At 69.2% G+C, this 21,300-nt stretch carries 22 protein-coding genes; 11 read left to right on the forward strand and 11 right to left on the reverse strand.

Going from position 1 to position 21,300, the window contains the following annotated elements:
- Nucleotides 1-61 precede the first annotated feature (61 nt).
- The 5 genes from OG804_RS13705 to rimP all read right to left on the reverse strand — a co-directional run bounded on the left by OG804_RS13705 (nucleotide 62) and on the right by rimP (nucleotide 5,698).
- The gene (locus OG804_RS13705; RefSeq protein ID WP_328397498.1) at nucleotides 62-352 is read right to left on the reverse strand and encodes a DUF503 domain-containing protein; all 291 of its coding nucleotides are present in this window, start codon (nucleotides 350-352) and stop codon (nucleotides 62-64) included.
- A 125-nt stretch (nucleotides 353-477) separates the two neighbouring features.
- A complete protein-coding gene (gene infB, locus OG804_RS13710; RefSeq protein ID WP_328397500.1) occupies nucleotides 478-3,450 on the reverse strand; it encodes a translation initiation factor IF-2 in 2,973 nt (990 codons plus the stop codon).
- A 108-nt stretch (nucleotides 3,451-3,558) separates the two neighbouring features.
- Nucleotides 3,559-3,972, reverse strand: a complete 414-nt coding sequence (locus OG804_RS13715) for a YlxR family protein (RefSeq protein ID WP_442941822.1) — start codon at nucleotides 3,970-3,972, stop codon at nucleotides 3,559-3,561.
- A gap of 77 nt (nucleotides 3,973-4,049) precedes the next feature.
- Nucleotides 4,050-5,078 (reverse strand): transcription termination factor NusA, encoded by a 1,029-nt coding sequence (gene nusA, locus OG804_RS13720; protein ID WP_328397504.1) that lies wholly within the window; start codon nucleotides 5,076-5,078, stop codon nucleotides 4,050-4,052.
- Complete coding sequence (gene rimP / locus OG804_RS13725; RefSeq protein WP_328397506.1) at nucleotides 5,075-5,698, reverse strand: ribosome maturation factor RimP; 624 nt, start codon at nucleotides 5,696-5,698, stop codon at nucleotides 5,075-5,077. The genes nusA and rimP overlap by 4 nt, the downstream gene beginning before the upstream one ends.
- A 160-nt stretch (nucleotides 5,699-5,858) precedes the next feature.
- Here rimP and OG804_RS13730 point away from each other — a divergent pair, with 160 nt between their 5' ends.
- Together OG804_RS13730 and OG804_RS13735 are read left to right on the forward strand one after the other, a co-directional pair.
- On the forward strand, nucleotides 5,859-6,422 hold the full coding sequence (locus tag OG804_RS13730; protein WP_328397508.1) for a hypothetical protein: 564 nt from the start codon (nucleotides 5,859-5,861) through the stop codon (nucleotides 6,420-6,422).
- Complete coding sequence (locus OG804_RS13735) at nucleotides 6,419-6,859, forward strand: ferritin-like domain-containing protein (RefSeq protein WP_328397510.1); 441 nt, start codon at nucleotides 6,419-6,421, stop codon at nucleotides 6,857-6,859. Before OG804_RS13730 ends, OG804_RS13735 begins: the two co-directional genes overlap by 4 nt.
- 26 nt (nucleotides 6,860-6,885) lie before the next feature.
- Here OG804_RS13735 and OG804_RS13740 read toward each other — a convergent pair whose 3' ends face one another.
- From OG804_RS13740 to OG804_RS13755, 4 genes are all read right to left on the reverse strand, one after another.
- The gene (locus OG804_RS13740; RefSeq protein ID WP_328397512.1) at nucleotides 6,886-7,839 is read right to left on the reverse strand and encodes a hypothetical protein; all 954 of its coding nucleotides are present in this window, start codon (nucleotides 7,837-7,839) and stop codon (nucleotides 6,886-6,888) included.
- Between the two features lie 242 nt (nucleotides 7,840-8,081).
- A complete protein-coding gene (locus tag OG804_RS13745; protein WP_328397514.1) occupies nucleotides 8,082-9,914 on the reverse strand; it encodes a hypothetical protein in 1,833 nt (610 codons plus the stop codon).
- 128 nt (nucleotides 9,915-10,042) lie between these two features.
- Nucleotides 10,043-10,231 carry a hypothetical protein gene (locus OG804_RS13750; protein WP_328397516.1) on the reverse strand — a complete coding sequence of 63 codons (189 nt, stop codon included), beginning with the start codon at nucleotides 10,229-10,231 and terminating at the stop codon, nucleotides 10,043-10,045.
- A 112-nt stretch (nucleotides 10,232-10,343) separates the two neighbouring features.
- On the reverse strand, nucleotides 10,344-11,420 hold the full coding sequence (locus OG804_RS13755) for an NAD(P)H-dependent amine dehydrogenase family protein (RefSeq protein WP_328397518.1): 1,077 nt from the start codon (nucleotides 11,418-11,420) through the stop codon (nucleotides 10,344-10,346).
- A gap of 123 nt (nucleotides 11,421-11,543) precedes the next feature.
- Between OG804_RS13755 and OG804_RS13760 the strand changes: the two genes are divergently transcribed.
- Nucleotides 11,544-12,278: a glucose 1-dehydrogenase gene (locus OG804_RS13760; RefSeq protein ID WP_328397520.1), complete on the forward strand. Its 735-nt coding sequence runs from the start codon at nucleotides 11,544-11,546 to the stop codon at nucleotides 12,276-12,278.
- 137 nt (nucleotides 12,279-12,415) lie between these two features.
- On the opposite strand, the gene OG804_RS13765 is transcribed toward OG804_RS13760, so the two are convergent.
- The gene (locus OG804_RS13765; protein ID WP_328397522.1) at nucleotides 12,416-13,048 is read right to left on the reverse strand and encodes a TetR/AcrR family transcriptional regulator; all 633 of its coding nucleotides are present in this window, start codon (nucleotides 13,046-13,048) and stop codon (nucleotides 12,416-12,418) included.
- Between the two features lie 129 nt (nucleotides 13,049-13,177).
- On the opposite strand from OG804_RS13765, the gene OG804_RS13770 reads away from it, so the two are divergent.
- The 3 genes from OG804_RS13770 to OG804_RS13780 all read left to right on the forward strand — a co-directional run bounded on the left by OG804_RS13770 (nucleotide 13,178) and on the right by OG804_RS13780 (nucleotide 15,112).
- Nucleotides 13,178-14,020, forward strand: a complete 843-nt coding sequence (locus OG804_RS13770; RefSeq protein ID WP_328397524.1) for an SDR family NAD(P)-dependent oxidoreductase — start codon at nucleotides 13,178-13,180, stop codon at nucleotides 14,018-14,020.
- Between the two features lie 89 nt (nucleotides 14,021-14,109).
- On the forward strand, nucleotides 14,110-14,259 hold the full coding sequence (locus tag OG804_RS13775) for a hypothetical protein (protein WP_328397526.1): 150 nt from the start codon (nucleotides 14,110-14,112) through the stop codon (nucleotides 14,257-14,259).
- A gap of 262 nt (nucleotides 14,260-14,521) precedes the next feature.
- A complete protein-coding gene (locus tag OG804_RS13780; RefSeq protein WP_328397528.1) occupies nucleotides 14,522-15,112 on the forward strand; it encodes a TetR/AcrR family transcriptional regulator in 591 nt (196 codons plus the stop codon).
- A 27-nt stretch (nucleotides 15,113-15,139) separates the two neighbouring features.
- On the opposite strand, the gene OG804_RS13785 is transcribed toward OG804_RS13780, so the two are convergent.
- Complete coding sequence (locus OG804_RS13785; protein ID WP_328397530.1) at nucleotides 15,140-16,897, reverse strand: proline--tRNA ligase; 1,758 nt, start codon at nucleotides 16,895-16,897, stop codon at nucleotides 15,140-15,142.
- Between the two features lie 344 nt (nucleotides 16,898-17,241).
- On the opposite strand from OG804_RS13785, the gene ehuB reads away from it, so the two are divergent.
- The 5 genes from ehuB to yaaA all read left to right on the forward strand — a co-directional run bounded on the left by ehuB (nucleotide 17,242) and on the right by yaaA (nucleotide 21,250).
- On the forward strand, nucleotides 17,242-18,126 hold the full coding sequence (gene ehuB / locus OG804_RS13790) for an ectoine/hydroxyectoine ABC transporter substrate-binding protein EhuB (protein WP_328397532.1): 885 nt from the start codon (nucleotides 17,242-17,244) through the stop codon (nucleotides 18,124-18,126).
- A gap of 72 nt (nucleotides 18,127-18,198) precedes the next feature.
- Nucleotides 18,199-18,951, forward strand: a complete 753-nt coding sequence (gene ehuC / locus OG804_RS13795; RefSeq protein ID WP_328397534.1) for an ectoine/hydroxyectoine ABC transporter permease subunit EhuC — start codon at nucleotides 18,199-18,201, stop codon at nucleotides 18,949-18,951.
- Nucleotides 18,952-19,009: 58 nt separating this feature from the next.
- A complete protein-coding gene (gene ehuD, locus OG804_RS13800) occupies nucleotides 19,010-19,651 on the forward strand; it encodes an ectoine/hydroxyectoine ABC transporter permease subunit EhuD (RefSeq protein WP_328397536.1) in 642 nt (213 codons plus the stop codon).
- A 52-nt stretch (nucleotides 19,652-19,703) separates the two neighbouring features.
- Nucleotides 19,704-20,459, forward strand: a complete 756-nt coding sequence (gene ehuA, locus OG804_RS13805; protein WP_328398382.1) for an ectoine/hydroxyectoine ABC transporter ATP-binding protein EhuA — start codon at nucleotides 19,704-19,706, stop codon at nucleotides 20,457-20,459.
- A 47-nt stretch (nucleotides 20,460-20,506) separates the two neighbouring features.
- Complete coding sequence (gene yaaA / locus OG804_RS13810) at nucleotides 20,507-21,250, forward strand: peroxide stress protein YaaA (RefSeq protein ID WP_328397538.1); 744 nt, start codon at nucleotides 20,507-20,509, stop codon at nucleotides 21,248-21,250.
- The last annotated feature ends 50 nt before the right edge of the window (nucleotides 21,251-21,300 follow it).

The following is a 21,300-nucleotide window of genomic DNA, read 5'->3' on the forward strand; positions in this document are numbered from 1 at the left end:
ACGGTCGCGCGGACAGCACTGTCGCGCGGCCCGAAGCCACCGCTGATATCACTCGCGGCCGCTAGTCCTCGGGTCCGAAGACACGGCGGCGTACTGCCAGCAACTGTAACTCCGGCCGTGCCGCGACATGGCGTTCGCATCGGTCGAGCACGGTCGTCAGATGGTCCATATCGGCCGACACCATCGCCACCCCGAGCAGGGTGCGCCGGTAGCGGTCGTGTTCACCGGCTTCGGCGGTGCTCACCCCGAAGCGCTGGAGTTCGGCCAGGATCGGCCGGATCACCGAGCGCTTCTCCTTCAACGAGTGCACATCACCCAGCAGGATGTCGAATTCGAGTGCACCCAGGTACACACGGCCTCCCAGTTATAGCGACAACACGAACCGGCGGAACCCCACCGGCCGGTGGAGTCCGCTTCTGTCGTGCCGAATCGGGCGAACCGGGCCGGGCGGTGGATTCCGCCCGGCCCGCATCACGATCAGTCGCGCGGCTTCTCGCGCAACTCGTAGGCCTCGATGATGTCGCCTTCCTTGATATCGGAGTAGGTCAGCGTCATACCGCATTCGAAGCCCTCGCGGACCTCGGTGGCATCGTCCTTCTCCCGGCGCAGCGAGCTGATCGTCGTGGATTCGGCGACCACCACGTTATCGCGGAGCAGACGGGCCTTGGCATTGCGCTTGACGCTGCCCGAGGTGACCATGCAGCCGGCGATGAGACCGATCTTCGAGGAGCGGAAGATGGCCCGGATCTCGGCCCGACCCAGTTCCACCTCTTCGTAGACGGGCTTGAGCATGCCCTTGAGCGCGCTCTCGATCTCGTCGATCGCCTGGTAGATCACCGAGTAGTACCGGATGTCCACGCCTTCGCGGTTGGCGAGTTCGGTCGCCTTGCCCTCGGCCCGGACATTGAACCCGATGATGATCGCGTTCGACGCCGACGCCAGGTTGACGTTGGTCTCGGTGACGCCACCGACACCGCGGTCGATGACCCGCAGTCGCACCTCGTCGTCGATCTGGATCCCGAGCAGGGCCTCTTCGAGGGCCTCGACGGTACCGGAGTTGTCGCCCTTGAGGATGAGGTTCAGCTCGCTGGTCTCCTTCAGCGCGGCATCCAGATCCTCCAGGCTGATCCGCTTCCGGCTGCGCGCGGCCAGTGCGTTGCGCTTACGCGCATTGCGCCGGTCGGCGATCTGACGGGCGATCCGGTCCTCGTCGACGACGAGCAGGTTGTCGCCGGCTCCCGGTACCGAGGTGAAACCGATGACCTGCACCGGACGAGACGGCAGCGCCGCTTCGACGTCCGCGCCGTGTTCGTCGACCATGCGGCGGACCCGGCCGTAGGCGTCGCCCGCCACGATGGAGTCGCCGACCCGCAGCGTGCCGCGCTGGATCAGCACCGTGGCTACCGGACCGCGACCACGGTCCAGGTGCGCCTCGATGGCCACACCCTGGGCGTCCTGCTCCGGGTTGGCCCGCAGATCGAGGGCCGCGTCCGCGGTGAGCAGCACCGCCTCGAGCAGGGCTTCGATATTGGTGCCCTGTTTGGCGGAGATGTCGACGAACATGGTCTCGCCGCCGTACTCCTCGGCCACGAGGTTGTACTCGGTCAGCTGCTGCCGGATCTTCTCCGGGTTCGCGCCTTCCTTGTCGATCTTGTTGACCGCCACCACGATCGGCACATCGGCGGCCTGCGCGTGGTTGATCGCCTCCACCGTCTGCGGCATCACGCCGTCGTCGGCGGCGACCACCAGGATCGCGATATCGGTGGCCTTGGCGCCACGGGCACGCATGGCGGTGAACGCCTCGTGACCCGGGGTGTCGATGAAGGTGATGAGCCGCTCGTCGTCGCCGAGGTGGGTCGGCACCTGGTAGGCGCCGATGTGCTGGGTGATACCACCGGCCTCGCCCTCGCGGACGTTGGCCTTACGGATGGTGTCCAGCAGTCGGGTCTTACCGTGGTCGACGTGACCCATGACGGTCACCACCGGCGGGCGCTGTTCGAGGTCTTCCTCGCCGCCCTCGTCCTCACCGTAGGTCAGGTCGAACGATTCCAGCAGTTCGCGGTCCTCGTCCTCCGGGCTGACCACGTGCACGACGTAGTTCATCTCGCCGCCGAGCAGTTCGAGCGTCTCGTCGTTGACCGACTGGGTCGCCGTGACCATCTCACCGAGGTTGAACAACGCCTGGACCAAGGCGGCCGGATTGGCGTCGATCTTCTCCGCGAAATCGGACAGCGACGCGCCGCGAGCGAGACGGATCACCTCGCCGTTGCCGCGGGGCAGCCGCACACCGCCGACCGACGGGGCCTGCATCGAATCGTATTCCTGGCGCTTCTGCCGCTTCGACTTGCGACCACGCCGGGGCGCGCCACCGGGACGGCCGAACGCGCCGGCCGCACCGCCGCGACCACCGGGACCACCCGGGCGACCACCGCCGCCACCGGGACGACCGCGGAAACCGCCGCCACCACCGGCGGGAGCACCGGTACCGGCGGGTGCGCCGCCGCCACCGCGGTAACCACCACCACCGCCACCGCCACCGGGACGACCACCGGGACCACCCGGACGGCCACCGCCGCCACCGGGACGACCACCGGCCGCCGGGCCGGGACGGGCCGAACGCTGCGGCATCGCACCGGGTGTCGGACGCGGCGGCATGGAGGACGGGCTCGGACGCGGGCCACCGGGACGGGGGCCACCACCCTGCGCGGCTGCGGGACGCGGACCACCGGGACCGGGACGCGGTGCGTTCTGGCCGGGACGGGGCCCGCCCTGCGGACGCGGGCCACCCTGCGCCGGGCCCGGACGCGGACCGCCCTGGCCCGGAGCCGGACGGGGTCCGCCCTGACCGGGCTGCGGACGCGGGGTCGGGCGCTCACGCTCGGGAGCCGAGGAATAGGGGTTGTTGCCGACCCGCGGGGTCTTCGGACCCGGTTTGGGTCCGGGACGGGCCGGGCTCTGGCCGGGCGCGGCCGCACGCGGCTGACCCGGACGCGGACCGCCCTGGGCCGGAGCCGGTGTGGCCTCGGGCGCCTGCGGTTGGGCCGGTTCCTGGGCGGGAGCCGGGGCCGGTTTCACCGCGGGTCCGGGACGCGGACCAGCGGGTTTCGGGGCGTTGCCGGTAGCCGGAGCCGCGGTGGACTCGGCAGCCGGCGCCGCTTCGACGGGACCGGGTGTCGCCGCGGGCGGACGCGGGCCGGGACGTGGCCCGGGCGCCGCGGGTTTCGCCCCGTTCGACGGACCGGGACGCACAGCGCTCTTTCCGTTCGACTGGGATTTAGCCGGTGCGGATTTCGGCGCGATCGATTCGCGGAGCCGACGCGCGACGGGTGCCTCCACCGTCGACGATGCCGACTTCACGAACTCGCCTTGCTCCTTGAGCTTCGCGAGTAGTTCTTTACTCGTGACACCGAGTTCTTTTGCCAACTCGTGCACGCGGGCCTTGCCTGCCACTGCTCTCCTCACTGAGAGGTCGAGCAGCGCCACCCGCCTGCTGGCGGGGCCCCGCACGACCTCGGGTTAACTCCGACGGACGTTCATCGTTGGTACTTCACGGTGTGCTCATGAGTGCTCGTGCCTGTTCTCGAGGTGTTGCTCCAGGGCTGAGATATCCAGATATCCGGACACTCGTAGTGCTCTGCCGATCGCTCGGCGCCGAACCGCTGTGCTCAGACAGGCCGAAAAGGGGTGCAGCCACGCACCCCGTCCGGAAAGTCTGTGCTGTGGATCGGGAACGATCGTGACAGCGTCCGCGCCGTTACCGGTCGAACGCCCGCACGCCACGATCCGCAGCAGTTCGGGGGCCGGTTCGCGTTTTCGGCAACCGATACACGTCCGCACCGGCACCGCCCGGCGCCGAAGCGCCGCAGACTCACCATCGCGATCGTGCCCGGTAACCGAAGACTCGGACCGAACCTCACACCACTCTACCGCTGACCGCACCCCGACCTCCAATCCCGCCCCCGATGACGTCACCCGGGGCGAGTCGGCACGGCGTGTTTGCTGGTCGGAGGACGGCGGCAATGCGGCGTCCGCGGATTCGTGGTGACGGATCAACGGCGATGCGCCTCCGTCCGCACCGTGCCGCCGGCATCGGGCGCGGCATCACTGCGGATATCGATCCGCCAGCCGGTGAGCCGGGCCGCGAGCCGGGCGTTCTGCCCCTCTTTGCCGATCGCCAGCGAGAGCTGGAAATCGGGGACGACCACGCGCGCCGCCCGCGCGTCCGGATCCACGACAGTGACCGATACCACTTTCGAGGGGGACAGCGCATTACCCACGAAGGTCGCCGGATCCTCGGCGTAGTCGATGATGTCGATCTTCTCCCCGGCCAGCTCGCTCATCACGTTGCGCACCCGCTGACCCATGGGCCCGATACAGGCGCCCTTGGCATTGACCCCGGACACGGTGGACCGCACCGCGATCTTGGAGCGATGCCCCGCCTCACGCGCGACCGCCACGATCTCCACCGAACCGTCCGCGATCTCCGGCACCTCCAGCGCGAACAGCCGGCGGACCAGATTCGGGTGGGTTCGCGACAAGGTGATCTGCGGGCCACGCGGGCCGCGCGACACCCCCACCACGTAGCACTTGATCCGATCGCCGTGCTCGTAGCTCTCCCCCGGCACCTGCTCCGCGGACGGGATCAGCCCTTCGGCGCCGGTCACTTCGCTGCCGATCCGCACCACCACGGTGCCGCGGGCATTGGCGCGCGCGTCGCGTTGCACGACACCGCCGACGATATCGCCCTCATGGGTCGAGAACTCGCCGAAGGATTTCTCGTTCTCGGCATCACGCAGCCGCTGGAGTACGACCTGCCGGGCGGTGGTGGCGGCGATCCGGCCGAAACCTTCAGGGGTGTCGTCCCATTCGGAGATCACATTGCCGTCGGCGTCGAGTTCGGTGGCCAGCACCCGCACGAGTCCAGTGCGCTGATTGATCTCGACCCGGGCGTTGGGCTGGTGTCCCTCGGTGTGCTTGTAGGCGGTGAGCAAGGCGGACTCGATCGCGGAGATCACGGTCTCGATCGAGATCCCCTTGTCCGCGACGATAGCGCGCAGGGCTTCGATTTCGATGTTCATTCCATGGTCCCTTCGGTCGAATCGGACGCGTCGACGGTAGTTCCGGTGAGCTCCGCGGCATCCGCTCCCGCGGGTGGGCGGCCGGAGGCGACGCCCCCGGCGAGTTCGAGTTCGCGTGCGTTGGGCGGGGAGAACTCCACCTCCACCACAGCGCGGTCGATATCGGCGAGGTCCACGGTGACCAGACGCGGTGCACGTCCCCCACCGAGCACCAACGCGATCCGGTCGCCGTCCAAGGCGCCGACCCGCGCCCGGAACCCCGGCGACAGCCCGGGTTCCAGCGGCGCGACGCCCGGTTTCAGGCTGATCTCGACCTTGCGCCCACGCGCCCGGCGCCAGTGGCGGGGCTCGGTGAGCGGCCGGTCGATACCCGGGGTGGTCACCTCGAGCAGGTACCGGGCGGCCTCGAATTCGTCGTCCGCGTCGTCCAGGCATGCCGACACCTGTGCGCTGAGTTCGGCGATGGTGTCGAGGTCCGCGGTCCGGTCGCTGTCCACGATCACCCGGACCCGGGTCTGCCCCGCCGCGGTCGACACCTCGACACCCTCGAGATCGAATCCTCGACCGGCGACTAATCCGGCTACGAGCCGGCTCACCCTCTCCTCGGTCGGCATCGGCATATGGGCAGCTCCTGGTTCAGTTGTTACGCGGACGGAAATATTCTGTGCCGGTGATCTAGCGTAACGCGCCCCGAGAAGGTAAAGGACCAGCGGTCGGCGGTAAGTTCCGCCGGATGGTGCCCGTACGCGGGTGATGCCCCGGGTCTGGCACGATGGTCCGGTGACCGAGCGCGTTACCGACCGGCCCGCGGCCGGGTGTCCCCGCGGCCCCTCGTCCGACCGGTACGGCGGCGCACGCCCTGTGAATCGCCGTACGGCGCTACGGGTCGCGGGCGGCGGCACGGCCGCACTGCTCGCCCTACCGGCCCTGGTCGCCTGCGCCGAGGAACCCATCACCGAACCGGATGTACTGGTCGCGCACGAGTTCTCGGCGCGCAGTGACGCCGCGGCCGCCACCGCCGCGATCGCCATAGACCCGCAGCGCACGGCCGCGCTCACCACGATCGCCGCGGAACGCACCGCGCACGCCGACGCGCTGCGCACCGAAATCGATCGGGCGATCGGCGTCTACGGCGACGGAACGACACCGGCCGTGCGCACTCCCGCCCCCACCACGACCCCCGCCCCGGACGCGCCGCCGAGTATCGGTGCGCTGCGCGACCAGCTCAACGCCTCGCAGCGGGCCGCCACCGATCTGGCGGTCACCCAGTCCGGGTACCGCGCCGGACTACTCGCCTCGATCAGCGCCGCGTGCGCGGTTCAGGTGGGGGTGCTGCTGGTATGAGCGGCGCCGAACAGCAGGCGTTGCGCGATGCGCTGGACGCCGAATACGCGGCCGTCTACGCCTACGGACTGATCGCGGCCCATACCAGCCCCGACCAGCGCCGCACCGTCGATCAGCACACCGCCGCCCATCGTGCGCGACGCGACGCGACCGTCGACCTCCTCACCGGTTCGGGGTCCGGGGTGGCGGTGCCGCCGCCCGAGCCCGCCTACACCGTGCCCGGGGAGGTGACCGATCCGGCGTCGGCCGCCCGGCTGGCGGTCGTGGTCGAGACCGATACCGCGGTGGCCTGGCGAGCGGTCGTCGAACGAGCAGGCACCGAGACGACCCGCCGCACCGGGGTGGAAGCACTCACCGAGGCGGCCGGCCGCTGCGCGCTCTGGCAGTTCGCCGCCGGCGCCGAACCGGCGACCACGGCGTTTCCCGGTCGGCCCTGACCCGCACCGCCGGTTCGGGTGGACGGTCAGTCCCGCGGCCGGCCGAAGGGGTAGGCGGTCGAGCTCGACCGGTCCGAACTCGACCCGTCCGATTCGGGACGGGGGAACACCGTGCCCTCCCGGTTCGCGTCCTTGCCCGCACGGGACCGGGACCAGGGCGCGCTGCCGCGCGGTGGCCGTTCCTGCGGGGTCAGCGAACCCATCCCGCCCGGCATCCCGGGTAGGTAGGGCATCGAGGAGCCCGACCCTGAGCTGCCCGACCCTGAGGACCAGGGCGTGGATCCGGGCGGCTGACCCGAACTCGGCTCCGCCCCGTGCGCCCCGGCAGTCCACGGAGTGTGCCCGGCCGCCAGGTCGGTCCCCGGTACCGGTAGGTCTTCGCCCACGATCCGCGCGGGTTCCATCGACGGGACGGCAGGTTTCGGTGGCGGATCGGCGAGATCCGGTGGCGGGTCGGCAGGTTTCGGCGGCGGATCGATGGGGGTCGGCGACGGATCAGCGGGGACCGGCGGCAGGTCGGCGGCACCCGTTTCGAGTGGTTGCGGCCCGGGGTCCGGGAGGATTCCCGCCTGCCCTTCGCTGCCCGCAGGTGGAGCCGCGGCCGAGTCGAGAGCGGGCCGGTGCCCGGTGACGTCGCCGATCGCGCCGAGTCCGGTGGGATCCGGTGCAGACACATCTGGGGTGGGAGGGTCACCGGTGGCGAGCCGGGGCTCGGGCGCGCCTGTTCCGGCCGGCCGAGCGTGCTCAGCTGCCGGCGCCGCCACCGGCGCATCGGGATGTTCCGACGTCACGCGATGCGCACCCGCGATATCGGCCTGTACGAGCAACGCGATCGTTTCGGCGCCGCCGGCCGCCCCCCGCACATTGCGGCGCATGACCTCGCCCGCGGACTCCCCGACCGCACCGAGTCTGGTGGCCAGCTGTCCGGTGACCGCATCCACGCTCGGGCCGCTGGATGCGGACCCGTCATCTTCGGTCATCGGCACCACCGCCTCAACCATCTCGCCGTGCGCACAACAGCTCCCACGGGGCGGTCGGGCAACGCGGACGCGAACCGCGTGGTGTGGCTACGGTTACCCCGCGAAACCGTAGCCCGACACCATTGCGACACCGTCACACGAAACCACCGGAAGTGTCGACCGATACCACCGCCAGTGGGAATACCGGGCGGTACGCTGCAGCCGAACCGGACCCGCGTGCGCGGCGCGGCCGAACCCGGGCGCTATCTGTAGGACGCGACGCCCACCGGCCCGGTTCCGAGGCAGACCAGCGATCCCGGGGTCCGGTTCCGGACGATCAGCGCCGACCCGCTGCCGACGACCCGGACGTAGGCCGTGTTCAATCCGGCCCGCACCGGAACCTCGGCCTTCGCACCGCGTTCGAAGCTCACGGTGATCGTGGCATCTCGGTCGGCGAAATAGTTCAGCTGTGCGGTCCATTCGTGGGCGATCATCGGGCCGTCGAGGGCGACGCGGATCGGGAGATCGCCCACGATCCGGTGACCACAGCCCGGTTCCGGGCCCGGGCTGATACCGCGGTTCCACCAGACCCGGGCGTCGACGAATTCACCCGAGTCGGTGATCATCCGCAGCCGGTCGGTGGCCGCGGCGAACGCGCCCGGCGGGGCCACCGAGGACAGGACCCGGCTCGCCTCGTTCTCCGGGTATGCCGTCGGATTCAGCACACTCCACGGCACCTCTTGTTCCAGCAGCGGTGACCCGTCCCAGTGCGCGAAACCGGATTCCACCGTCGTCACGTAGGTTCTCGTCGGGCCCTCGGACCAGGTGCGGGTGAAGGTGTAGGTCGACCACAGACTGCTCACCGCGAACAGCGCCACCACGACGGTGGCCGGGATCGGCCCACGCCACCGGATGCCGCGGCCACCGCGACCCGCACCCGCCGCGCCCCCGCGGGCGAATGCGAGCAGTATCAGCGCGCCCGCGGCGGTGAGCACGACCGCGGCATCGGCCAGATAGCGCAGCGACATCATGAGTTCGTCGACGGTGTTGGGTCCGGCGCGCATCAGCACCACGGGGATCTGCACCGCCGGTATGTACACCACCGCCGCGGCCCAGACGGGCCACACCACCCGCCGGGCCCGGATCGTCAGCACCACGACAACCGCGAGCAGTCCCCAGGCTGCCCACACCGCCCAGTCCGGCGCCACGGCCCACGGCGCCGAGGGCACCCAGCGCTCCCAGCCCCAGGGGCCGCCCAGTAGCGCCGTCACCACGCCGGCCCAGGCCGCGCGGGGCAGCATATGCGCGAGATCGGCGGATCCGCCCTCGCCCGCCGATATTCCGGCCGCCGCCAGGTAGAACACGGTCCACAGGGCCAGCACCGCGACGGCGCCGGCCCAGAGTTCCTGTCCGCGCCGCAGTACCTCCCGCGGGGCCGGGCGCCGACCCGCCACGTAGCGGCGCAGCAGTACCACCGCGAACGCCACGAACGGCACCACGACCGCCTTCTCGAAGAACAGCAGCCCCACCGCCGTCACCACGATCCCGGAGACCGCATACCGGCGGCGGCCGGTACGGTCCAGCAGCACCGCGTCGGCGATCACCCAGGCGAGGGCGAATTGCAGGGGCAGCGCGTTGAGAGCGGCCGACCACCAAGCGAACGCGGGCAGGGTCAGCGGACAGAACAGATAGAAGGCCAGTGGCACGAGTATCGCCCGGCGCCGCCCGAGCAGCACCAGCAGCATCCGCAGGACCGCAAGGGACACCACCAGCTGGCCGAGCAGCATGACCGCCGCGGTCACACTCCAGTTCAGCGGTGCTACGGCGGTGACCAGCCAGGAAACGGCGAAGGCCAGCGGCATGAAATGCCCGTCGTGATCGTGCAGCAGCAGCTCGCCGGACAGCAGCGGCAAGGCGCCGGCCCGGCCGGAGAGGATCAGATCGTCCCAATAGAAGTAACTGCTCGCGGTCACCCAACCGCGAACGCCGAGTTGCAGCACGATCAGGCAGATCGCGGCCCCGACGATAGCGCGCCCGGGAACGCTGAACCAGTGCCGCAGCGCGTCCCGGGCCCCCGCGGCCCGGGTGGGGGGCACCGCGGGGTTCCGGATAGACGTGCGCTCCGGTGCGACAGCCGGAGCGGTTCCCATGTCGACCCACCCTACAAGTGAGCCGGACGGATCACCGGCCGATCGGCGCGGCAACCGGCCCACAGCGCCGACGGCTACGTGTCGGCCTCGGCACTCGCCTCGGTTTCCACGCCGAGATCGTATTCGCTCAGGTCCACGGCATCGGTGCGTTCGTCTCCGATATCGAGCAGCTGCGCGACAGCGTCGGAATCGCCGTGCGCGGCCCGTTCGCGCAGCTCGGTGAGGTTCGGCTCGCGCGGGCCGGACCGTTCGGGCTCATACATACAGCGCACCTTCCCTGGAGTTTCGGCGGCGAGCCACCGGCTCGCACGCTCCGCTGTCCGAGCTTAGGGGGGTTGTCGGATCGCCGCCGAATCCCCCGGCAGCCGCACCCCGTCACGCGGAGGCAGTGAGACCGGGTCCGGTGTACAACGGCAGGTCACCGGTGGTGCGGATACCGGGTTCGGCGGCCACGACAGCCGGTATGGCATTCACCACCCGGCCGACGCCGGCCAGTATCGCGGCGTAGTTGTGGTCGCCGTGACGGCTGGTCGGGCAGATGTCGACCGCGTAGGAGGGTTCGCCGGTGATCTCCACCCGGTAGGAACCGCCCGGCTGCGCGGGCCGCGCCCAGTCGGGCCGCAGATCATCACGCAACCGGGTGATGTGTTCGACCACGATCGCCGGTCGGCCGCCCACATGCCCGGTGATCTCGAACCGCAGTGCCGCCTGACTGCCCTTGGGGACCTCTCCCACCGCGACCTCGAAGCTGTCCGGCGCGGGCTCACGTTCATAGGTCTCGGTGATCTCGTCGATCTCCACGCCGAGCCCGGCCGCCAGCGCACGCATTCCCGCCCCCCAGGCGATTCCCAGCACGCCCGGCTGCAGCAACATCGGGGTCTCGTCGAGCGATGTTCCGAATCCCATGACGTCGAACATGACCGTGGAGCCGTCGTAGGTGGCGTAGTCCGCGAGTTCCAAGCACCGCACCTGTTCGATCTCGCGGCAGGTGGAGGCCAGCGCGAACGGGATCAGATCGTTGACGAACCCGGGATCCACGCCGTTGACGAACAGGCTCGTGTTACCGGCCGCCGCGGCGGCTTCGACCTCGGCGAAGAATTTCGGCGGCAGTGTTCCCCACGGATACATGAGCAGGCCGGGCGAGGTCCCCACCACGTTCACCCCGGCGGCCAGGATCCGGCGGACATCGCCCATCGCCTCGACCAACCGGGTATCGCCCATTGCGCAGTAGACCGCGCAGTCGGGACCGGCGGCCAGCAACTGGTCGAGGTCGTCGACCGCCGTGATTCCGGTCTTCGTCCCGAGGCCGGCCAGTTCGCCCGCGTCGATCCCCACTTTCTCCGGGCTGGATACGCAGACACCGACGAGGTCGAAGCGGGGGTCGGTGATGAGCTGCGTCAAGGCGATCCGGCCGGCGTTGCCGGTGCCGACGAGGACGACGCGAAGAGTCATTGATTCTCCTAGATACGGGGAGCGCGGCGGCGAAAACACTGTTCCAGCGCCGCATTCCGGCTCCGAGCACTGTTCCGGACCAGTGTCTAGAACGTGTTCCAGTTTCATGGTAGCGTCACCGCCATGGGACGTGTAGACGGCAAAGTTGCCCTGATCAGTGGCGGCGCCCGCGGTATGGGCGCGGCCCACGCGAAACTGCTGGTAGCCGAGGGCGCGCGGGTCGTCCTCGGCGATGTTCTCCACGATGAGGGCAAAGCCCTGGCCGACGAGATCGGGGCCGCCGCGCGCTACGTGCCGCTGGACGTCACCGAACCCGAGCAATGGGAGACCGCCGTCGCCACGGCTGTCACCGAGTTCGGCAAGCTCGACGTGCTGGTGAACAATGCCGGAATCGTCAACGGCGCACCCCTGCAGAAGCTCTCGCTGGAGAAGTTCCGGGCCGTCCTCGACGTGAACCTGGTCGGCACGTTCCTGGGCATGCGCGCCGCCGTCGAACCCATGATCGCCGCCGGCGGCGGGTCGATCATCAACGTCTCCTCCGTCGAAGGCCTGCGCGGGGCGCCGTTCGCGCACGGTTACGTGGCGTCCAAATGGGGCGTGCGCGGCCTGGCCAAATCCGCGGCACTCGAGTTGGCCCCGCACGGCATCCGGGTGAACTCCGTACACCCCGGACTCATCCGCACCCCGATGACCGCGGGCATCCCCGACGATCTGGTGACGATTCCGCTGGGCCGCCCCGCCGAATCGGCGGAGGTCGCCACCTTCATCCTCTTCCTGGCCAGCGACGAATCCTCCTACGCCACCGGCAGCGAGTTCGTGGTCGACGGCGGCCTGGTCACCGGAGTCCCGCACAAATAGCGAGCACCCGGACGATAGGCGCAGACCCGGCCCGCCGACTCCGCCCGCCGTATATCCGGCACCCGCCGAGGACGCCGTTCCCGGACTATCGCCGACCCGATGCGGCAGCCGTGCCGTGGACCGGCATCAGCGAGCGATCAGGGCCCGAAGGCGGCCAAGAACGTCGTCACCGCAGCGTCGGTCACCGCGTCGATTTCGGATTCGGGCGGCGATTCGATCCCGAACTGGTAGCCGGCCCCGAGCGGGCCCGTGAGCAGTGCGGCCCACTGCGCGGCGGCCATATCCGGGTCGTCGATGCGCAGCGCACCGGACAGCGCTAGGCGGGCGAGCCGATCGGCCAGGGCCCGGCCGACCTGCCGGGCCACCCCGTCGACGATTCCGGGCAGGTCGGGGAACTGCCCGGATTCGGCGCACACGAGCCGCCGCAGCGCGCGCGATTCCGGCGAGCAGTAGCACCGGACCAGCTCTTTGCCGACGGTCCGCAGCGCGGCCGTCAGATCTCCGGCCGGTTCGGCCAGTTCCTCGACCACAGCCAGATTCGCCGCCAGCGCGGCCTCCGACAGCGCCTGTACCGCCGCGCGGAAGACCTGCTCCTTATCGCCGAAGTGGCTGTACACAGTGGCTTTGGCCACCCCGGCTTCGGCGGCGATCTGGTCCACCCGAGCCTGCGCGTAGCCGGCGGTCGCGAAAACCGTGAAGGCGGCGACCAATATCGCCTGCCGCTTATCGACGCGGCCGCGGGGGCGGGCGGGAGTGCGGGCCGGAGTCATCTCGGCATTCTAGACCCAGCGGGCGAGATTTCTGGACTCGTGGATATAGCTGAGCACACTTCTCGAGCTAGACTCACTAGTCTAGAAATGCGTTCCCTTGGGTATGCATTCGACACGAATGGAGTCCGAATGAAAACCGTGGCGATCACAGGCGGCACCGATGGCATCGGCAGAGCACTGGCGCTCACCCACCTGGAACGCGGCGACCGAGTCGTAGCCATCGGCCGGAGCACCGAAAAAGGCGACGCTGTCCGCGCCGCGGCGGCCGGGTTGGGCGCGGCCGATCGCCTCGAGTTCCTCCGCGCCGACCTGAGCCTGGTCACCGAGAACTTCCGGGCACTCGACCGGTTGACCACCACTTACCCGCATATCGACACCCTCGTCCTCGGGGCGCGCCACTACCGGTCGGCGCGGGCGGTGACCCCGGAGGGATTCGAGGCATCCTTCGCCCTCTTCTATCTGAGCCGCTATCTGCTGAGCCACGGCCTGGCCGAACACCTGGCACGGGCCACCGCGCCGGTGGTGCTGGACCTGTCCGGCCCGGGCGGCGACCTCTCCCGGATCAACTGGGACGATCTACAGTTCACGGACTCTTACGATCCGGACGCGGTCATGCACCAGTGCGGCAAGCTCAGCGACCTGCTCGCGGTCGCCTTCACCCGAGATCACCCGGACAGCCGTATCCGCTACCTCCTACTGCACCCGGGACTGACCGCCACCGGATTCAGCGGCTCCTATTCCGCCGCGGACGCGGAGATCGTGGCGGGGATGCGGCGCCGCGGGCAACCGGTCGCCGCCGCCGTCGCCCGGATCATGCGACATCTCGACGCACCCCCGACGGCGCCGCTGTCGGCATTCATGCAGGACACTCCGGTCGACACGGCAGGCGAACCGTTCGACCCCGCCGCCGCCGAGAGACTCGCCGTGTACACCAGAGAGCTGCTCGAGGAAGCCGGGTTCGGCCGCGCCTGAGGGCATCCGGCGACTCCCGAGTGGGGCCCACGGACACGGGCCGAGGGCGGCTGAACAGTACGCGCGGCCTCGGCTCGGAGGTAACTCCCATGACCGCCGACCCCGAAGCCGCGGTCGCCCTACCCGCGCCGCAAGCGCACGCCGACGATATGCCACAGCCCTACCCGGAATCCGGTCGCGCCGACTCGCACCGCCCCACGGCTCATAAGGGAAAACCGCCCGCGGCCGCCGGCCGCTGACGGCACCGGGGCCCCGCCGGCGTCACGGGCTCGACGTCCCGGTTCGGCACGACAGCGTCCGCCGCGCGACCGTTCCGGGGCCGGGGCGCGGCCGGCACGCCGTGCCGTATTCCGTGTCCGACGTGCACTCCGACCGCAAAATCGCGCGCGAACCGGACCAGTGCCCGCATCATGCCCTGCATACCGACCTCCACTACACAGATCTGTAAAGTCCTGATTCCACTACGATAGGTACACAGGTCTGTGAAGACAAGGAGTCGGCATGCCCGGTATCGCGAACAACGAGGAAACGAATCTGACACCGGCGGCTCGGCGCATCCTGGACACCGCCGCCGAACTCTTCTACTCGCGTGGGATCCACGCCGTCGGCGTCGACACCATCGCCGCCGAATCCGGCGTCACGAAGCGAACTCTGTACGACCGCTTCGGTTCCAAGGACGGCCTGCTGGTGACCTATCTCGAAGAGCGCGACCGCCGTTGGCGCGCGCGCATCGACGCGCACCTCGCCGCCGAGACCGATCCCCTCCGGCGACTGTTGACGCCCTTCGACGTCCTGCCCGAATGGCTGCCGGACAGCAGCAGGGGATGCAGTTTCATCAACGCGTTCGCCGAACTACCCGAACCGGATCATCCGGGCCGGCAGGTGATCGTCGCGGAGAAGACCTGGCTGCGCGACTTCTTCCGGGATCACGCCGCCGCGGCGGGGGCAGCGGCACCGGATCGGCTCGCGGTGCAACTGCTGAGCCTGCACGAAGGCGCGATCGTCAGCTATTCCATGACCGGCGAGCACGACGCTCCGGCCGCGGTGCGCGCGGCCGCGGAGCAGCTCGCCGAGCTGGCCACGACACGCTGACCGGCCGCTCGGCGAGCGAAGCCGGGCTCAGCCGCGAACCCGGGCGAGCACCGCTTCGACCGCGGAATCCGCGGGAACGTCCTGGGCCTCACCGGTGAACCGGTCGCGCAACTCGACCTTGCCCTCGGCCCAGCCGCGGCCGATCACCAGCACGTACGGCATACCGAGCAGCTCGGCGTCCTTGAACTTCACCCCGGGCGAGGCGGTGCGGTCGTCGAAGAGGATATCCAGCCCCTGGGCGCTCAACGCCGACACCACCTGTTCGGCACCGGCCCGTGCGGCCTCGTCCTTGTTGGCGATGACCACGTGGACGTCGTAGGGCGCGATCTCGGAGGGCCAGCGCAGGCCCTTCTCGTCGTGCTGCTGTTCGGCGACGACGGCGACCATCCGCGAGACGCCGACACCGTAGGAACCCATGACGAGCCGCACCGGCTTGCCGTTCTCCCCCAGCACATCGACCTCGAACGCGTCGGTGTATTTATAGCCGAGCTGGAAGATATGACCGATCTCGATCCCGCGGGCCGAGACCAGCGGTCCGCGGCCGTCGGGCGACATATCCCCGTCGCGCACCTGCGCGGCCTCGATGGTGCCGTCCGGGGTGAAATCACGGCCGGCCACCGAGCCCACGACATGTTTGCCGGGTGCGTCCGCGCCGGTGATCCACGAGGTCCCGGTGACCACCCGGGGGTCCACCAGGTAACGGATACCGTTGGCCTGCAGTCCCTTCGGGCCGATATAGCCCTTGACCAGGAACGGGTTGGCGGTGAAATCCGCGTCGGTGAGCAATTCGACCTCGGCCGGCTCCACCGAGGCGCCGAGACGTTTGTCGTCGACCTCGCGATCGCCGGGAACGCCGATCCCGACGATCTCGGTCTTCCCGTCGGGGTGGCGCAGTTTCACCATGACGTTCTTCAAGGTGTCCGCCGCGGTGACCGGACGGCCGTACCGTTCGGCGACCCCCGCCGCGTTGGCCCAGTCCACAAGAGTGGCGATGGTCGGGGTGTCCGGGGTGTCGCGCACCTCGGCTTCGGGCTGCCCCTCGACCGGCAGCGGGTCGGGGGCGGCGGTGACCACGGCCTCCACATTGGCCGCGTACCCGGATTCCCGGCAGACGACGTAGGTGTCCTCGCCGACCGGGCTGTCGGCCAGGAACTCCTCGGAGGCGCTGCCGCCCATGGCGCCGGAGGTGGCGGCGACGATCACGTACTTGACCCCGAGCCGGTCGAAAATGCGCTGGTAGGCCTCGCGGTGCGCGTTGTAGCTGGCCTTCAGCCCGGCCTCGTCCAGATCGAAGGAGTACGAATCCTTCATGATGAACTCGCGGCCGCGCAGGATGCCCGCACGGGGACGCTCCTCGTCGCGGAACTTCGCCTGGATCTGATAGAGGGTGACCGGCAGATCCTTGTAGGAGTTGTACTCACCCTTCACGGTGAGCGTGAACAATTCCTCGTGAGTGGGGCCGAGCAGATAGTCCGCGCCCTTGCGGTCCTGCAGCCGGAACAGGCTGTCGCCGTATTCGGTCCAGCGGTTGGTGGCCTCGTACGGTTCGCGCGGCAGCAGCGCCGGAAGTGAGATCTCCTGCCCGCCGATGGCGTTCATCTCCTCGCGCACCACCTCCTCCACCTTGTGCAGCACCCGCAGGCCCAGCGGCAGCCACGAGTACACACCCGGCGCGATCCGGCGCACATAGCCGGCGCGCACCAGCAGCTTGTGGCTGGGCACCTCGGCGTCGGCGGGATCGTCGCGCAACGTACGGAGGAACAGTCGGGAGAGGCGGGTGATCACGGTTGACCAGCGTAGCCCCTGCCGGTTCACCGGCCGCATCCGATCACCGATGGCGCGAACACCACACTCCCGAACCGGTCGGCACTGGTCGGCGGACCTCCCGGCGGCGCCCTTCGAGCACACCGGGAGGTGCAGTCGTGCCCATCCCGCACCCGAATATTGAATTCTCTTTGCGGATTCGTTGCGACGCCGACATATGCGGCCCGCCGACGCTAGGGTCGGTTCAACGGGATTTCCTGTGAAAACTGAAAAAGGCCGCTGACCTGCCTATATTGTGTGGGAAATCGATACGGGCAATAGGTCCGTCAGCTACGTCAGCGCCCTCTTCGAAAGGTCGGCCCGTGATGGGAACCAAGAATGTCAGGGCGCGCGGTATCGCACTCGTCGCGGCAGCAGTACTCGCCGCGGCGGCCTCGGCCGGATGCACCAAAACCGATACGACCGCCAGCGGTGAACTCCTGCAGTCCTTGAAAGACAAAGGGACCATCACCGTGGGATTCGCCGGCGAAGCGCCCTATTCGTTCGAGGACAACGGACAGCTCACCGGCGCGACCGTCGCCCTGCACCGCGAGATCTTCCGCAATCTCGGCATCGACACGGTCGAGGGGGTGCAGACCGATTTCGGCGCGCTGATTCCGGGTCTGCAGGCGCAGCGCTTCGACGCGGTGAGCGCCGGCATGTCGATCCTGCCGGAACGCTGCGAGCAGGCGGCGTTCAGTGAACCCGAGTTCATGTACACCACGGCGCTGATGGTGAAGAAGGGCAATCCTCTCGGGCTCACCGATATGCAGTCCATCAAGGACAAGGGGGCGAAGATGGCGTCGATGACCGGCGCCATCGAATCCGATTACGCCACCTCCCTGGGCATCGGCGCCACCCAGGTCGCGACACCCCAGGACGGGATGGACGCGGTGACCTCGGGGCGCTCCGACGTCTTCGCGCTCACCGCGATCTCGCTGAACTGGCTCGCCGACCACAACCCCGACGCGGGCGTGGACGTCACCACATCCTTCGTGGCCGATATCGACGGCGAACCGCAGGTCGGTGCGGGCGGCACCGTGTTCCGCACGGACGACCCGGATCTGCTCGCCGCCTACAACACCGAACTGCGCAAGAGCACCTCGGACAAGGACAAGTACCTGTCGCTCGTCGGTGAGTTCGGTTTCACCGAGGCGGAACTGCCCGATCCGAATCTGAGCACCGCGAAACTGTGCGCGGGCGATATCTGATCGTGCTCGACCACGCACAGCCGGCGGCGCCGCACCCGGGTCGCCGCGACAGCACGAACAGCGGCCGTCCCGGTGAGTGATCTCGATGCGCTCACCGAAGCGTTGCCGCGTATCCGCGACGGCATTCTGGTCACCCTCGAGCTCACCGCGGGCGGGGCGCTGCTGGCCTTCGTCCTCGCACTGACGCTGGGTACGACCGTGCGCACCCGCAGTCTGCTGGTGCGCGGTCCGGCCCGGGTGCTGATCGAATTCTTCCGCGGTACCTCGCTGCTGGTGCAGATCTTCTGGCTGTTCTATGTTTTGCCGCTGCTGGGGTATCAGCTCGACCCGGTGTTCTGCGGAATCCTGGCACTCGGTCTCAACTACGGCGCGTACGGAGCGGAAGTGGTGCGCGGGGCGCTGAACTCGGTACCCGCGGCGCAATCGGAAGCGGCGGTGGCGCTCGGGTTCAGCGGGTGGCAGCGACTGCGCCGCATCCTGTTCCCGCAAGCCTGGGCCCTGATGCTGCCGCCGCTGACCAATCTGCTGGTACACCTGCTGAAAGGCTCCGCGCTCGCCTCCTACATCACATTGCAGGACTTGACCTTCGAGATCGGCAAGCTGCGGCAGAGCACCGGTGACACGCTGTTCTCCTTCGGAGTGGGTCTGCTGATCTACTTCGTGATCGCCTACGTGCTCACCCTCGGCATGAACCTGCTCGAGGCACGGGCCAAACACAAGCTGGGCCGGGGTCCCGCGCTCCGCGAGGTGCTGCGACTCGCACCGGACCAGGCAGTGGAAACGGTCGCCGATACGGCGTCGGCTCGGCGGAAGGCGGCCCGATGATGCGAGACCTCCGCCGCCGCGGACCGCACGAACCCGCCGCGAAGGAGGCTGGTTAGCAGTGGAATGGAGTTGGGAACGCGCGGGGGAGGCGCTTCCGGTGTTGTGGGAGGGCTTCCGGATCACCCTGCTGGCCACCGTGCTGGGGTTCGCCATCGCCGCGGTGCTCGGGCTGATGGTCGCGATCACCCGGCGCTCGCTGCCCAGGTGGATCGCCGTACCGGTGCACGCGGTGAGCGAGTTCGTCCGGCTCACCCCGCTGGTGGTGCAATTGTTGTTCGCCTACAGCCTGCTGCCCCAGTTCACGGCACTGCAGATCGGTGTCGTGGTCCTCGGCATCCACTACGCCGGATATCTGGCCGAGGTGTACCGGGCCGGAATCGAATCGGTGCCGCCGGGTCAGTGGGAAGCCGCCCGCGCGCTATCGCTGCCGGTCGGCCGCACCTGGCGGGCGGTGGTGCTACCGCAGGCGATCCGGGCCAGCCTGCCCGCGCTCGGCACCAATGTCGTCTCGATGTTCAAGGACACCCCGTTTCTGTTCGCCATCACCGTGGTCGAACTGGTGACCGCGGCGCAGCAGTTCGGGGCGCGCCACTACGCGTATCTCGAGGCCATGACGCTGGCGGGGGTCTTCTTCCTGCTGGCCAGTTACCCGACCTCGGTGCTGATCAGAAGACTGGAGAAGCGACTTGCCTACTACTGACCCGCAGTCCGGTGCCGACGATGCCGAGCCCGCGTCGGGCAGTGCCGCGCCGATGATCGAATTCGACGGCGTGGTCAAACGCTTCGGGCAGCTGGTAGTGCTCGACGAACTCGATTTCACCGTCCGGCGCGGCGAGAAGGTGACACTGATCGGTCCGTCCGGTTCCGGTAAGACCACGATCCTGCGCCTGCTGATGACGCTGGAGTCGGTGAGCAGCGGAACCATCCGGGTCGACGGCGACACGCTGACCCACGAACAACGCGGCGCGAAACTGGTGCCCGCCCGGGAGAAATATCTGCGGGAGATGCGCAAACAGATCGGGATGGTGTTCCAGCAGTTCAATCTCTTCCCCAATATGAACGTGCTGGAGAACATCACCGAGGCGCCGATCCATGTGTTGGGACGCTCCCGGGCCGAGGCGAACACCCGGGCCCGGGATCTGCTCGACATGGTCGGCCTTTCCGACAAAGCGACGGCACACCCGACACAGCTGTCGGGCGGACAGCAGCAGCGGGTCGCGATCGCGCGCTGCCTGGCCATGGACCCGAAGATCATGCTGCTCGACGAGGTGACCTCCGCACTGGACCCGGAGCTGGTCGGCGGGGTGCTCGACGTCCTGCGCGAACTCGCCGAGACCACCGACATCACCATGCTCATCGTCACGCACGAGATGGGTTTCGCCCGCAATGTCTCCGACCGCGTCCTGATGTTCGACCACGGGCGGATCATCGAAGAAGGCGCACCCGAGCAGATCTTCACCGCGCCCCGCCACGAGCGGACCCGGGAATTCCTGGAAGCCGTGCGCTGACCGGGTTGCGCGACCGCGCCGGGCCGCGACCGGTACCGTAACCGCTCGTGCTGGTGCTGCTCCCTCCTTCCGAGACGAAATCCGACGGCGGCGCCGGCGGCCCGCTCGACCTCTCCGCGCTGGCGTTCGACTCGCTCACCGAGATCCGCGAACAGCTCGTCGGTGACCTGGTCGCGCTGGCCGCCGATCCGGACGCGTCCCGGTCGGCGCTCGGCCTCGGCAAGAACTCGGAGCCGGAGCTGGCCCGCAACGCCGCCGTCCGCACCTCCCCCACCCGGCCGGCGCTCGAGCGCTACACCGGTGTTCTGTACGACGCGCTGGGCGCGGCGTCGTTCACCAGGGTGCAGCGCGCCAAGGCCTACGCCCGGCTCGCGGTCGGATCGGCACTGTTCGGCGCGATCCGGGCCGGCGACCCGATTCCCGCCTACCGGCTCTCGGGCGGATCGAAACTGCCGGGCCGCCCGACGCTGGCGGCCCGCTGGCGCGACCACCTGGGCCCGGCCCTGCGCGACGCGGCAGACGATGAACTGGTCGTCGACCTGCGCTCGGGTACCTATCAACAGTTGGGCCGGGTACCGGGCGCGATCACCGCGACGGTGCTCACCGAGCACGCCGACGGATCGCGCACCGTGGTCAGTCACTTCAACAAGCATCACAAGGGTCTGCTGGCCCGCGCCCTGGTGCTCACCCGGGCCGAGCCCACCGATATCCGCGCGGTCGCCCGGGTCGCCCGCCAGGCGGGCCTGCGGACCGAGATCTCCTCGGACACCGAACTGGTGGTCCTCACCTAGCCCGCACCGCCCGGCGGCGACGCCGCCGAGACCGGGCCGCTGCGCGCACC

This window comes from Nocardia sp. NBC_00416, from assembly GCF_036032445.1.
Classification (GTDB): Bacteria; Actinomycetota; Actinomycetes; order Mycobacteriales; family Mycobacteriaceae; genus Nocardia.